Raw genomic sequence first — 12,941 nt, 5'->3', positions numbered from 1 at the left:
CACCGCCCTCACCGACCGGGAGGGAGACCCTTCGGCGGGGTGGGGATCAGGTCGCGAAGCGGGATGCCGAGCACGTCCGAAAGCGCGACGAGGGTCCGAAGGCGCGGATTCGCGGCGGTGCCGGGATTGGACTCGCCCTTCTCGAGCTTCCGATAGGTGAAGGTCGCGAGGCCCGCCGCGTGGGCGACCTGCTCCTGGGACATTCGCTTCTCGGCGCGGGCGCGGATCATTCGCACGCCCAACTCGCGGGCGAACTCTGTCCAGGGGTCGGGCGCGTCGTTCATGAGACCAGCTTGATCGGCGGTCAACGCTCACATGAACATGTTTACATGCCTCCCGTCGTCACGCGAGGCTCTCCGTGGCGGCGACCCGAACGGGTGGCACGCCGGCGCAGCCGGGTGAGGTGGCGGGTGAGCATCGGGGCGTCGGGGGTTCGCTGTCTCGGGGCGTGCGCGCGGACGACACGCGACGGCATGCGGCTTTCGCCGGTTTCACCCGACACCGCACGACCAGGCGCCGGGGCCGGGCACCCGACCGAGGCACAAGAGTCCGCCGCCCATCGGGCTCCCGTCCGCGGAACAGGGCTCCCGGAGAGCCCTCCGGGCGGCGAACGGGGAGCGCTCAGCGCTGTGCATCTCACTCACCGAGTCGCCTGAACCCCGACCGCGGCTCACCCCCCTGAGGGCGCCGTCTTCGCGTCCCGGACATCGACGCCCCTCGGCGGGGTCGCGGGTGCCGACGCCCGGTGAGCGCGTCCGCCCACACCCCCGATCCGCCGGCGAGATCCACACTCGCCTGCTTCCGGGAAGGACGGAGAGCGACGTGGAGAGGGTGATGCGGAAGGGGTGAGAAGGGGATGACGCGGGGGGTGAAAGAGGTCACATTCGCCACCTCGTCGCGCGCATCACCCCCAGGATCGTCTCGACGAGGCGTCGCTTCGCCACGTCGACCGCCCACCCACCCGAAGGGGCGGCGGTCCTTCCCCACATGGAGGTTCGAATGTTGATCGACGCGGATGCCGCTCCCACCGGCGCACGAGCCGCCCGCCGCACGAGCCGGTTCTGGGCGCCACGCCCTGAGGCACTGGACCGCCTCGAAGCGGCCTTGGGCAGTGACGTCGTCCTGCTTCGCGGTCCGGCCGGCGTCGGGAAGACGTCGCTTCTGCGTCAGTTCGCGGCCACGCTCGACGCAGACCCAGAGCGCGGCGTCCAATCCATCGACGGCAGCCTCACCTCACCGGAGGCCCTCCCCCGCATCGTCGAAGCCTTCGCGGACGGGCCCGCCTCCCATGTCCTGCTGATCGACAATCACGTCGAGGGACTCGGGCTCTCGACCGATCACCTCCTCCACCTCCTGCGTGCCGACAGCAGCCTTCGAATCGTGGTCGCCACCCGTCAGCCGACCGGCCTCGAGAGCCCGCTCATCGCTCTCGAGTTCGATGTGCAGGTGCTGCCCGCGTGCGACTTGCTCATGACCCGCGACGAGGTGGCATCCGTCCTGGCCCTGAACGGGGTCGAATCGACCGAGATTGCCGTCGACGAGCTGGTGGCGCTCACCCACGGGTGGCCCGCCCTCGTCCAGCTGGCGAGCGCACGACTGCGTTTGGAGGGCCTCCCCCTGCGCACGCGAGCCGAAGCCGCCGCCGCGGCGGCGTATGCGGGCACCACCTTCACCCACGACATGGAAGAGCGTCTGGCCATGCCGGTGACAGACGACGTCCGCTTGCTGGCGGTCGCCCCGTACATCACCGAGTCGCTCGCGGACGCCCTGGGCCTCGACTCGACGACGGCTACGACGCGTGATCTCCTCGACCACCTCCAGAGCGCGGGCTTCGTCTGGCCCAGCGCGACGCGCGTTCTCCTGGCCGAGCCGGTTCGCGAGCGCTGGCTGGAGGAGATCTCCGCTCGGCAGCCTGCGCTCGTGTCCGCGGCGAGGCTGCGTCTGCTCGACCATCTCATGTCGGGAGGGGAGCCGCTCCTCGCGGCCCAGCTCGCGGCAGACGCGCGGCAGTGGACGACCCTGGCCCGCGTCCTTCGACGGTCGGGGCCGGAGATCTGGGCACGCAACGCCGACGGCTTCTCGCGCATGCTCGGCCAGCTCAGGTCCAACTCTTCGGTCTCGCCGGTCGTCGTCGACGCACTGCTCGCGCTCGACCCCGATACCGCAGCGTCCCCGGAGACCCCGTCGCTCGCCGCCTCCGTCCTCAGTGACCTTCCCGATGCCAAGAGCGTCGCCGTGGGGGATGCCGAGGCCCTCATCATCCGCGCAAGCCTGCACCGCGCCGCGGGGCGGTTCGCTCTCGCCGGCGAAGCGTCCGGCATGCTGTCCGACGCCCTCCGCGGAGCGCAGGACCTCGATCCCGAGACGGCGGCGGAGGGGTGGTATCAGGTCGCGATGACCTTCCTCGCGATGGGCAGACTGCGGGACGCGAGCATGTCCATGACGCTCTCCGATCGAGTCGCGCCGCCCGCCCACAGGGTCCGTGCTCGCGGAGCGCTGGCCGTCATCGCCCTCCTCGAGGGCGACGTCCGCACGGCGCGCTCCATCGTGGAGGAGAACAGCATAGACAGCTGGGGGGCCTCGCCCTGGGGAGAAGGGCTCCGGCTGGCATCCGCGTGGGTTCTGCTCGAAGCCGGAGAAGCCGGAGAAGCCCGCGCCCTTCTCGACGCTCTGCCCGCGACCTCCGCGGCCCGGGAATTGTGGCCCTTCGCTGCCTCGACCCACATCCTGTCGTGCCTGCTGTCGGGCGCAGCTTCCGACGCACTCGGGCTCTTCCGCACCTGGATGGCACGAGCCCGAAGCACCCCGCCATCGCACTATCAGTCGGTGCAGATCCTCATGACGCGGGCGAAAGTGCTGATCGCGCTCCGGCAGGCACGAGAGGCGCTCGCGCTGTTCGAGGGCCCTTTCGCGCTCTCCTCTCTCACCGCTCCCGCTATCGCCCTGTCGCAGCTGTACGCCGGGCGATCACACGAGGCGTTCGTCATGAGCGTCAAGTGGGGGCTCCACCACGAGCCCTCCCCGCGGGCTGCTCTCGAAAGCTTGGTCGTGAGCGTCGTGGCCGACGTGCGACTGAACGGCGTCAGCTCACACCGCTCCACCGTTCAACGCGCCGAGGCTTTGAGCATCCGGCATGACCTGTGGAGCCCATGGAGCGCTGTCGCGCCCGAGGACCGCGCACGGGTCACCAAGATCCTCTCGTCTTCGTCACGCGAGCAAATCGAGGCGAGGACGTCGTTGTTCGCGTCCTCGGTCAGCGTGCCTCGTCTGACCAAGCGCGAGCAGGTGGTGTTGAGCCAGCTCACTCCGACCTCGACGATCGCCGACATCGCACGTGCGCTCGTCGTGTCGCCGAATACCGTCAAGACGCAGCTGCAGAGTCTCTATCGCAAGCTCGAGGTGTCGGACCGCTCGAGTGCGATTCGCGCCGCACACGCCTGGGGGCTCATCGAGAACGACCTGGACGCGTGACGGTGCGGTCTCGCCGCCGTCGGCGTGACCGCCCCATCATCAGGCGCGCGGCAGCGAGCAGCACGACGACGACCAGGATGCCGGGAACCGACAGCGGCACGCCCGCTCCCCGAAGGACGGCGAGGATGACGACGAAAGCGGCCACGGGCGCCAGCCAGGCGAGGACGCGGAGCAATCGTCGGAGGGTCACGGCTCCCACGCTAATGCGTCACACGTCGGGCATCTTCGCGCGGGCTCGTCGTTCGTCGGCGGCGACCTGCAGACCGAACACCCCGAACCACGCGATGGCCAAGGTGGCGGCGGTGAACTCGAGGTTCCCACCGAGCGTCGTGTCGCCCCGGGAGAGAGCGATCATCGCGCCACTGAACGATGTCAGACCGACAGCGACGAGCGTGACGACGGAAGCCGCGCGCATCCAGGGGCGCCGCCGGATGGCGGCGACCTGCCCCATCGCGACGATCGCCAGGACGAACCCGAGGACCGCGAAGGAGATGTGGATCAGATCCTGAGGGAGGGCTCCCTCCGTGAAGGGAATGGGGCATCCGGGCGAGCAGGTGACGACAGATGCCACCCCGAAGCACAACCCGCACACGAGCAGCGTCGTGGCGACGGGCCACCCGACGACGTATCCCCCGCCCCGAAGCGCCAGGGACCGGTCGACGAGGACGGCGGCGATCGCGAGCAGGAGAAGAGCCGTGTTGAACAGGGGCGCGGTCGGCATCGACGTGGCGCCGAGCTGGCTGACGTACTGCACGCTCGGCTCCCCCAAGCGACAGACCCAGATGAGCACCGCGCTGAGAAAAGCCGCAATACCCCCGGCCGTCGCCAAGCGGGCGACGGGTGAGGTTCGCGTCCGGGCTACCCGCGTGACGGGCCGCTCGACTGTCTCGGTCATCGGCTCCTCCTCCAGCGGGCTCGGCCACACTATCGTCTCGCCCTCGCTGCACCCGGCATCGGGGTGATCTGTGGGCCTGCGGGGGTGATATCCGGCTGCTGAAGCCGACGATCAGCGTCAATGGGGATGATGCTGTTCTGTGCGGGCAGAGAACAGCCTCACGTGCGTGCCGGGGGGCCGCACTGTTCGACGCTGGTTCTCTGCCCGCGCCTCATCGCATCGCATCGCGTGTCCGTCACGGGGAAGACCACACGCCTCTTCCGCGTGACCAGTAGAGCGGACAAGCGGGGCGGCACCATTGCTCACCCACCGCCTCTGCGCGATGCTCAATCGCCGCGACGCCGACGGCGTCCTCGCGAGATGACGAAGACCGCGCCGACGACGATGACGGCCGCCGCCAGGAGCGGGATCAAGACGAAGGCGAACCGCCCCGCCTCGGCTTCCGGGGCGGGCTCCTCCTGTACCGCGCCCGCGACAAGGGACTCACCCGAGCTGATCGAGAAGCTGATTCCACGCGCCGTCGGGCTCGCCGTGCTGTCCTCGTGGAGCGACGCGGTGCCGCTGTCGCGGACGACCTGCGTCGGAACCACGGCATCGGCAGGCCCCGCGGGAAGGAGGAACAGCGCAGCGATGAGGGCGGTGGCGGACAGCGCGGTGGTGATGGAGCGCACGGACGGATCCCTTCGTCGGAGCCGCTACGGTAACCAGCGACGGCCCCTCCCGAGCGGTGGTAGACGCGGCCGCCCGCAACCGGTATGACCTTCGCAGCCACTCCGCGCATAGGCTGTCGACAAGCCCGCAACCGGAGGAAGGGGTGCGATGGACTCGCGGTCTCCACGCCCGATCGGGTTCGCGCTGTGCGTCGTCGCGGTGATGGTGCTGGCCGCCCCGACGCTCGTCCTTTCCGCCGATTCCCCGACCGAGCCCAAGCTCGTCTTCGCCGCCGCCGGAGCGATCATCTTCGCTCTCGCCGTTCTACGGATTCGTCGAGAGCCCGCCGCGCGGGCCCCGGAGGCGCGTTCGGACGACGACGTCAGCGATCGCTGAGAGCGGCGATCTCTTCAGGGCTGAGGATCGAGATCGGTTCGGTGGTACATCCCACGTCGGAAGGGTCTTCACATCTGCTCCTGCGACGGATTCGAGGGCGTGAGCCGAGAGCTGAGGGCTCGGAGTACCCGAGACCAGGACACGGTGCAGGATGCGCGCCGAGACGGGGCGGACTCGCCCAACGCCGACCGAGCGGTGGCCGCGTCGGCGTACGTGCCGACGTATCGCGCGTGACCGTCGAACACGAAGAACGCCTCGGGCGAGCGGCGATCCACGTAGCCGGCGAAGTCCCCGTCCCGCCGGGCGACCGAGAGGTCGTCGTCGAGCCGCGACCAGACGATCGCCCCGACGAGGGGACGGGGCGCGGACAGGATCACGCCGCGCGGATGAGGGAGCGCGTCGGTTTCGACGTCGCAGCCGTCCGCACCGGAGCGGACGTCGCGGCGGGCTCGTCGAGAGCGATGTCGAGGCTGAGACCGCGCGACGAGTTGGCGTCGTTGGCCATGCGCTTCAGCAGGTTCTGATCGAGCGCCTCGGGCTGTTCCGAATCGAAGACGAAGCGCAGGGGAATCGACGGCTGCAGCCAGATGGTCGAACGACCGGTCGGCTCGTCCTGTCCGTGGACCCACGACAGGGTGAAGCTCTCTCCCCGGCGGAGCTTGGTCGCGACGACGACCTTGACGTGCGCCAACATGCGGTCGTCGATGCTGATCGGCTCGGTTGTCGTGCCGTAGTAAAGCTTCGCCATGATGTACCCCTCTGATCGTTGCTCGCAATTTAACTTACTAGGTAGACTAGCGAATAGGCAAGCGAGATATTAGGAGCCCGATGTCGATCGAGAAGACGGCACCTCCGTCGTACTGGTACAGCGACAGCACCGACGATGAGCGTGGAGCGCGGGTCATGGAGGCGATGCGGGCCTATCGTTCGGCCGAGATGGCGATGCGCCGGCGCACGCAGGGCTCGATGGCCATGGGAGAGAACGAGCTGCTCGTGCTTCGGTTCCTGACCAGGGCCACCTCCTCCGGCCGCGATGTCACTCCGGTCGATCTGGCGCGTCACCTCGGTGTCTCCACGGCCTCCGTGACCGCCCTCCTGGACCGACTCGAGCGATCCGGGCATCTGGAGCGCCGCCCGCACCCCTCCGACCGGCGGAAGGTTCTCGTCTCCACCACCTCCCACGCCGATGAGGAGATGCGGGACACCCTCGCCTCCATGCACGACCGCATGATGCAGGCCACTCGCGGTATGACCGAGAGCGAGACCGTGGCGGTCACCGCTTTTCTTCAGCGCATGCGATGCGCCGTCGCCGACGTGTGCGACACGGCGGGCCCCTCGTGCTGTGCGCTGATCGCGGAGCGGGCGGACGCTCCCATCGTCCGTTCCGCCGGGGACATCGCTCCCCCGAACGCCGCCTGACGGGCGGTCACTCCGCGACGCGGATCACCTCGGCGATCACACGCGGGTCGGCGACCACGCGGAAGTGCCCGCCGCCGGCGAGCACGACATTGCGGGCACCGGCGAGCTCGCTTCCCTCGGGGATATGCGGGTCGAACGGACCGAACACCGAGATGATGCGCGTATTCACCGCGGCCGACGCGGCGAGCGCCTTCATCGTCGCGTCGCCCGAGGCGAAGGCACGCAGCGAAGGCGTCGGCATGAGGCGGCTGTACCGAGACCCGCCGAACGGAGTGGCGACCGCGACCATCGCACGCACGCGCTCACCGGCAGGGCTGAAGGCCATGACGTGCTTGCCGATGAGTCCGCCCTTGCTGTGCGCGACGAGCACCACGTCATTCAGACCCCGAGAGAGCAGCAGGGCGGCAACCCGTCCGGCGGATTCCGCGATCGGTCGCCGGTTGCCGCCGAGTTCCGTCACGACGTGCACGGGGTGGCCGCGTTCGTGCAGGGCCCGCGCGAGCGGCTCGAGGAAGCGCCAGGTCTCGTAGATGCCCGGGAGCAGGACGACCGGCGTGCCTTCGCCCTCGGCGAGGAGGTCCGCGGCGTCGCGGCCGAGAAGAGCCCGCGCCTGGGCGCGAATCGCGTAGACGTAGTCGCGCGCCCACCACCCCGCGTCGCGCAGAACGGTACGGACCCGCTGCGGCACGGTGGTCACGGCGTCCTTCGACATTCCTTCATCGTGCCGCGCCGACGCGCGCGGGCCGGGCGGGTTGCCGCACACATCGAGCCGTGCGATGCAACCCCGGGATCAGCGAATCGGGGTCGACCGTACCGTGTGGCCATGGACATCTCAGACATCCGCTGGAACGAGCCCGCCCGCCAGAAGATCCTCGACGACGCCGACGCCGTGCTGCGCGAGGCCGTCGTCGCGATCGCCCGTGACAGCGACGGGATCTCGTCGGACGAGGCGTTCGCGCAGATCAATGCGCGCATCAAGGATCGCTTCATCGACTACGAGCCCGGCCCGGACATCCGTACGTACGCGGACGCCATCGCGGCGGGCGAGATCCCCACGGGCTCCTGAGCCGCGGACGCGAGGAGACCCCGTGCGCATGCACGGGGCCTCCTTCGCATTACCTGAGAGGACGCTCGGCACCGTCGGCAGCGGCGTAGCCTTCCGGTACCCGGCCCCGGCATCGCCGGCGCGGACGACGTCGATCTCGGCGTCTCCGACGACTCCCGCCCGTCGAGCCCGCCCCCCACACGGGGCTCCGGACGGGAGTCGTCGTCCGGGTCAGCTGTCTTCGCCGTAGCCGCGGATGCTGCGGATGTCGTCTTCGAGCTCTCGCTGCGCGGGGTCGTCGTCCTCGTGGACTGCGGCGTCGGCGGCACGCTGCTGCTGCGCGCCCGCCTTCTTCTCTTCCACGCCCGCGTCGGTCGCGCCGTCCATGACGGGGGCGTCCTGCGTCTCTTCGCGATCGGTCATCGTGGTCCTCCTCGAACAGGTCGTTTCCGGCATCCTGCGGCCTCGAGGGCGTCAGCGGCCGGGGCTTGCGCTCCCCCGGCCGCGGATGCTCACTACCCGTGGTGTCCCGGATGGCGACGCTCGAGCGCCGAGCCTTCGACGTCGACGTTCGGCACGATGCGATCGAGCCACTTGGGCAGCCACCAGGCGGCGCCGCCCAGCACGTGCATGATCGCGGGCATCAGCAGCATGCGAACGATGAACGCGTCGAAGAGCACTCCGAGGCCGAGCCCCAGACCGAACGATTTGATGATGACGGCCTCCGAGGTGATGAAGCCCGAGAACACCGAGATCATGATGATCGCCGCAGCGATCACCACGGTGCGGCCCGCCCGGAAGCCCTGCGCCACGGCCAGCCGCGGAGCGGCGCCGTGCGCCCAGGCCTCACGCATGCCGGTGGTCAGGAACAGCTGGTAATCCATCGCCAGGCCGAACAGGATGCCGACCAGGATCACCGGCAGGAAGCTCAGGATCGGTCCGGGGTTGTGTACCCCGAACAAACCGCCGAGCCATCCCCACTGGAAGACCGCGGTGACTGCTCCGTACGTCGCGAACAGGGACAGCACGAAGCCGAGGGTGGCGATCAGCGGTACGAGCAGAGAGCGGAAGACCATGACCATGATGAGGAACGACAGACCGACGACGACCACGAGGTAGATCGGCAGAACGTCCGCCAACCCCTCGGAGATGTCGATGTTGATGGCCGCCGCGCCCGCGACGCCGAGGTCGATGTCTCCGTCGACCGGGGGGAGCGAACGCAGGTCGCGCACCAGCCGATCGGTGGACACCGCGTTCGGTCCCTCGGCGGGGATGACCTGGAACGCGGCGAGCGTGCGGTCCTCGGACACCGCGACGGGTGCCACCGCCACCACGTCGTCCTGAGAGAAGAGCTCGCGGGCCACGTCGAGCTGCAGGCCCTGGACGTCGGCCTCGGCGGTACCGGCGGGGAGCGCGGCCGTCACGAGAAGCGGGGCGTTGGATCCGGCGCCGAAAGCCTCCTCGCTCCAGGTGAAGGCTTTGTACCCGGTGGAATCCTCGGCTTCGCTACCGCCGTCGGGCAACCCCAGGCGCATCGAGAGAGCGGGGATGGCGATCACGAGAAGCACCACCGTCGCCACGAGCATCGTCACGGTGGCGCGCACCGTCGACATCGGGCGTACGGCCCGCCCGTTCGTCGCGACCGGGCCGGTCTCGGCTCGGGCGGCGCGGCGCGGGTGCTCGACGGCGCCGGATGCGGCGGTCGCGCGAGCGCGCGCCTTGCGGCTGAGGATGCGCATGCCAGCGAGCCCGAGCAGGGCGGGGGTCAGCGAGACGGCGATCAGCACCGCGACCAGGACGCTCACGGCCCCCGCGGTTCCCATCAGACCGAGGAACGGGATGCCGGTGATGTTCAGCGCCAGCAACGCGACGATGACCGTGGACCCGGCGAAGACGACGGCGTTGCCCGCCGTCCCGTTGGCGAGCCCGATCGATTCGCGGACATCCGCGCCCGCCAGGAGCTGCCTGCGGTGGCGGTAGAGGATGAAGAGCGCGTAGTCGATGCCGACCGCGAGGCCCAGCATCACCCCGAGGAAAGGCGTGACGGATGCCATCTGAATGACACCCGAGAACGACAACGTCGCCATGGCGCCGATGGCGACGCCGATGATCGCCGTGGCGATCGGGAAGGATGCCGCGAGCAACGACCCCAGCACGACGACGAGGACGATGCCGGCGATGGCCACGCCCACGATCTCGCCCACCCCGAAGATCTCGGGCACCCCCTGGGAGATCTCGGTGTTGAACGCCACGTCCACGCCGGGGACCGCCTTCGCGGTGAAATGCTCCACGACCGCTTCCTTTCGACGCCTCGGTGAGCTCGAGACGCGGCTTGTCGAACGAGACGTTGACGATCGCCGTCGAGCCGTCCTCCGATACCAGCCGGATGGCATCCGCGAAGCTCAGCAGCTCGGAGCCGTCATCGAGCTGGGTCTGCTGAGCGTCGATCTGGGCGAGGCCTTCGGTCAGCTGCGCCTGCTGCTGCTCGAGAGCGGAGCGCTGCTGGTCGATCTGCTGCTGCTGCGCCTCGAGGGCGGACAGCTGCCTCTGCTTCTGGGCAGCGGGCAGCGGCGCGGCCTCCACCTGCGCCTTCCCCTGGTCGAGCTGCTGCTGGCCGGCCTCGAGCTGAGCCCTGCCGGCGTCGAGCTGCTGCTGGCCCGATTGCGCCTGGCCTCGAGCCGCATCGAGTTCCTGCCGGCCGTCGGCGACCTGCTGACGCTGGTCCTCGAGCTGCTGCTGCGCGCTGAACGGGTCGGTGACGCGAGCCACGTCGGGCAGGTCGCTCGCCGAGGACACCAGGGCCGAGATCGCGGTCCGCTGGTCGTCGGTGAGACTCGAGCCGTCATCGGTGCGGAAGACCACGGCCCCGGAGGCGCCGGAGAAGTCGGGAAGCTCGCCCTGAAGTTCGGAGATCACGTCTCCGGATGCCGTTCCCGGAATGTCGAAACTCGAGCTGAGCCCCTTGTACCCGACGAGGAAGCCGCCCACGACGACGCCGAGGATCACGGCCCAGGCGACGATCACCGTCCACGCGCGGCGCGCCGCGAACGTTCCGAGGCGGTGCAGCAGTTCAGCCATGGGGATGTTCCTCTCGTGCGGTGCACGCGAGGGAGCACCGTCGGCTCCGACAAGTCCGGGCAAAGATAACACGCACCGTCTCGTCTCGTTTTGCCCCGCGATCGATCAGAATGTGTGTCATGACCCTTCCGCGCAGTGGACCCGTCCGCAGCGAGGCGGCACGCCTGGCGATCCTCGACGCGGCCGTCGCACTGTTCGTCGAGCGCGGCTACGACCACCTCACGATCGAGGGCATCGCTCGACGTGCGGGCGTGGGCAAACAGACCATCTACCGGTGGTGGGCGAGCAAGGGCGACGTCATCGCCGAGGCCATCCTCGAGGGGCGCATCCTCGGCGGTCAGCGAGAGCTGCCCGACACGGGCGACCCCCGAACCGATCTCGCCGCCTGGCTGACGGACCTCTTCACCCTGCGAGCGAGTCCCGACGGAGAAGGGTTGCTGCGATCTCTGGTGGCCGCCGCGGCGGGCAGCGCCGAGACCGGTCGACGGCTCCGGACCGAGATCCTCGCCGCCCCGCTCACCGAAAGCCTCTCGCGGGCGATGGGCGGCGTCACCGGCCCCCGACTGCACGCCGCCGCCGACGCCCTGCTCGGAGCCGTGATCCTGCGGGCCCTGAGCCGCGAGGAGTTCGACGCAGAAGACATGCTCACCCTCGTCGACGCCATCGTGGGCAGCGCTCCCCCGCACTGAGAGATCGGCCGGGTCGCGGCATCCGGATACCACAACGGCGAAGCCGACGTCCAGACCGGGCGCGCACAGTCGCATGACGTACAATCGTGTTCAGCAAGGGGAGTACTCCCACCGCGACGTTCTCGTCAATACGGATCACGCCATCGTGAGCCCGGGACGTCGGCCCGTTTCCCGGGTGGAGGAGACCTTGGTGTCTTGTCGCACACCTACTCACCCTTGGAGGTCGCCATGGGCGTCACCCCTTTGATATGGATCATCACGATCGCGATCACCATCGCGTTCTTCGTGTTCGAATTCTTCGCCCACGTCCGCAAGCCCCACGAGCCCTCGATCGCCGAGTCGGCCCGCTGGTCGGCTTTCTACATCGGCCTGGCCCTGCTGTTCGGCGTCGGGATCGGCGTGTTCTCCGGATGGACCTACGGCGGGGAGTACTTCGCCGGGTACCTGACCGAGAAGGCCCTCTCGATCGACAACCTCTTCGTGTTCCTGATCATCATGACGGGGTTCGCGGTGCCGAAGATCTACCAGCAGAAGGTGCTGATGATCGGCATCGTCATCGCGCTGATCATGCGCGGCGCGTTCATCGCGGTGGGCGCGGCGCTGATCGAGAACTTCTCCTGGATCTTCTACATCTTCGGTGCACTGCTGCTCTTCCTCGCCTACCGCCAGGCCTTCTCGCACGGCGAGAGCGACCCCGCCAACGGCAAGTTCATGCGCTTCGTCCGTCGCATCCTCCCCGTGAGCGAGGAGTACAACGACGACAAGCTGACCGTCCGCAAGAACGGAAAGCGCTTCGTCACCCCGATGCTGCTGGTCATCATCGCGATCGGCTTCATCGACCTCGTCTTCGCCGTCGACTCGATTCCGGCCATCTACGGCCTGACGAACGAGGCATACATCGTCTTCACCGCCAACGCCTTCGCACTCATGGGGCTGCGCCAGCTGTACTTCCTCATCGGCGGCCTGCTGGAGCGTCTCGTCTACCTCGCACAGGGCCTCGCCGTCATCCTGGCGTTCATCGGCGTGAAACTCGTCTTCCACGCTCTCCACGTCAACGAGCTGCCCTTCGTCAACGGCGGGCAACCGCTGCTGTGGGTTCCGGAGATCCCCATCTGGTTCTCGTTGCTGTTCATCGCGGGAACGGTGGCCGTGGCGACGTTCCTCAGCCTCCGCAAGACCCGCAACGACGACAAGAAGAAGGATCGCGAGACCTTCGACGGCGAGAAGGTCATCCACGCCCCCGAGGACTGACGTCCGAACGAAGGGCCCGCGGCGACGGCCGCGGGCCCTTCGTCGT

General features: G+C 68.9%; 16 protein-coding genes. 7 read left to right on the top strand and 9 right to left on the bottom strand.

The window, feature by feature from the left end; translation table 11 throughout:
- Positions 1 to 8: 8 nt before the first annotated feature.
- Positions 9 to 284, bottom strand: a complete 276-nt coding sequence (locus tag QE416_RS08145; RefSeq protein ID WP_210072308.1) for a helix-turn-helix transcriptional regulator — start codon at positions 282 to 284, stop codon at positions 9 to 11.
- A 715-nt stretch (positions 285 to 999) separates the two neighbouring features.
- Here QE416_RS08145 and QE416_RS08140 point away from each other — a divergent pair.
- On the top strand, positions 1,000 to 3,471 hold the full coding sequence (locus QE416_RS08140; protein ID WP_307315118.1) for a LuxR C-terminal-related transcriptional regulator: 2,472 nt from the start codon (positions 1,000 to 1,002) through the stop codon (positions 3,469 to 3,471).
- Here QE416_RS08140 and QE416_RS08135 read toward each other — a convergent pair.
- The 3 genes from QE416_RS08135 to QE416_RS08125 all read right to left on the bottom strand — a co-directional run bounded on the left by QE416_RS08135 (position 3,446) and on the right by QE416_RS08125 (position 5,037).
- Positions 3,446 to 3,661 (bottom strand): hypothetical protein, encoded by a 216-nt coding sequence (locus QE416_RS08135; protein WP_210072309.1) that lies wholly within the window; start codon positions 3,659 to 3,661, stop codon positions 3,446 to 3,448. The two genes, QE416_RS08140 and QE416_RS08135, sit on opposite strands and share 26 nt — an antisense overlap.
- A gap of 18 nt (positions 3,662 to 3,679) precedes the next feature.
- Positions 3,680 to 4,366 carry a DUF998 domain-containing protein gene (locus QE416_RS08130; RefSeq protein WP_307315114.1) on the bottom strand — a complete coding sequence of 229 codons (687 nt, stop codon included), beginning with the start codon at positions 4,364 to 4,366 and terminating at the stop codon, positions 3,680 to 3,682.
- 326 nt (positions 4,367 to 4,692) lie between these two features.
- Positions 4,693 to 5,037, bottom strand: a complete 345-nt coding sequence (locus tag QE416_RS08125; protein WP_307315111.1) for a hypothetical protein — start codon at positions 5,035 to 5,037, stop codon at positions 4,693 to 4,695.
- Positions 5,038 to 5,185: 148 nt separating this feature from the next.
- Here QE416_RS08125 and QE416_RS08120 point away from each other — a divergent pair, with 148 nt between their 5' ends.
- On the top strand, positions 5,186 to 5,413 hold the full coding sequence (locus QE416_RS08120; RefSeq protein WP_307315109.1) for a hypothetical protein: 228 nt from the start codon (positions 5,186 to 5,188) through the stop codon (positions 5,411 to 5,413).
- Between the two features lie 68 nt (positions 5,414 to 5,481).
- Here the strand turns inward: QE416_RS08120 and QE416_RS08115 are convergent, their stop codons facing one another.
- The gene (locus tag QE416_RS08115) at positions 5,482 to 5,790 is read right to left on the bottom strand and encodes a hypothetical protein (protein WP_307315107.1); all 309 of its coding nucleotides are present in this window, start codon (positions 5,788 to 5,790) and stop codon (positions 5,482 to 5,484) included.
- On the bottom strand, positions 5,787 to 6,161 hold the full coding sequence (locus tag QE416_RS08110; protein WP_307315106.1) for a hypothetical protein: 375 nt from the start codon (positions 6,159 to 6,161) through the stop codon (positions 5,787 to 5,789). Before QE416_RS08110 ends, QE416_RS08115 begins: the two co-directional genes overlap by 4 nt.
- An 80-nt stretch (positions 6,162 to 6,241) precedes the next feature.
- On the opposite strand from QE416_RS08110, the gene QE416_RS08105 reads away from it, so the two are divergent.
- The gene (locus QE416_RS08105; RefSeq protein WP_210072315.1) at positions 6,242 to 6,832 is read left to right on the top strand and encodes a MarR family winged helix-turn-helix transcriptional regulator; all 591 of its coding nucleotides are present in this window, start codon (positions 6,242 to 6,244) and stop codon (positions 6,830 to 6,832) included.
- Positions 6,833 to 6,839: 7 nt separating this feature from the next.
- Here QE416_RS08105 and QE416_RS08100 read toward each other — a convergent pair whose 3' ends face one another.
- A complete protein-coding gene (locus QE416_RS08100; protein ID WP_307315102.1) occupies positions 6,840 to 7,544 on the bottom strand; it encodes a triacylglycerol lipase in 705 nt (234 codons plus the stop codon).
- 111 nt (positions 7,545 to 7,655) lie between these two features.
- Between QE416_RS08100 and QE416_RS08095 the strand changes: the two genes are divergently transcribed.
- The gene (locus QE416_RS08095; protein ID WP_267786142.1) at positions 7,656 to 7,898 is read left to right on the top strand and encodes a hypothetical protein; all 243 of its coding nucleotides are present in this window, start codon (positions 7,656 to 7,658) and stop codon (positions 7,896 to 7,898) included.
- Positions 7,899 to 8,108: 210 nt separating this feature from the next.
- Here the strand turns inward: QE416_RS08095 and QE416_RS08090 are convergent, their stop codons facing one another.
- Both QE416_RS08090 and QE416_RS08085 read right to left on the bottom strand, forming a co-directional pair.
- A complete protein-coding gene (locus QE416_RS08090; protein ID WP_210072317.1) occupies positions 8,109 to 8,300 on the bottom strand; it encodes a hypothetical protein in 192 nt (63 codons plus the stop codon).
- A 92-nt stretch (positions 8,301 to 8,392) separates the two neighbouring features.
- Positions 8,393 to 10,168: an MMPL family transporter gene (locus QE416_RS08085; RefSeq protein WP_307315097.1), complete on the bottom strand. Its 1,776-nt coding sequence runs from the start codon at positions 10,166 to 10,168 to the stop codon at positions 8,393 to 8,395.
- Between QE416_RS08085 and QE416_RS08080 the strand changes: the two genes are divergently transcribed.
- From QE416_RS08080 to QE416_RS08070, 3 genes are all read left to right on the top strand, one after another.
- Positions 10,155 to 11,024 (top strand): hypothetical protein, encoded by an 870-nt coding sequence (locus QE416_RS08080; protein WP_307315095.1) that lies wholly within the window; start codon positions 10,155 to 10,157, stop codon positions 11,022 to 11,024. The genes QE416_RS08085 and QE416_RS08080 overlap by 14 nt on opposite strands.
- A 50-nt stretch (positions 11,025 to 11,074) precedes the next feature.
- Complete coding sequence (locus QE416_RS08075; protein WP_307315092.1) at positions 11,075 to 11,644, top strand: TetR/AcrR family transcriptional regulator; 570 nt, start codon at positions 11,075 to 11,077, stop codon at positions 11,642 to 11,644.
- A 228-nt stretch (positions 11,645 to 11,872) separates the two neighbouring features.
- Positions 11,873 to 12,895 (top strand): TerC family protein, encoded by a 1,023-nt coding sequence (locus QE416_RS08070; protein WP_267786139.1) that lies wholly within the window; start codon positions 11,873 to 11,875, stop codon positions 12,893 to 12,895.
- The last annotated feature ends 46 nt before the right edge of the window (positions 12,896 to 12,941 follow it).

Source organism: Microbacterium sp. SORGH_AS_0421 (genome assembly GCF_030818635.1).
In the GTDB taxonomy this organism is placed as follows: Bacteria; Actinomycetota; Actinomycetes; order Actinomycetales; family Microbacteriaceae; genus Microbacterium.
This window is presented reverse-complemented; position numbering and strand designations above follow the sequence as displayed.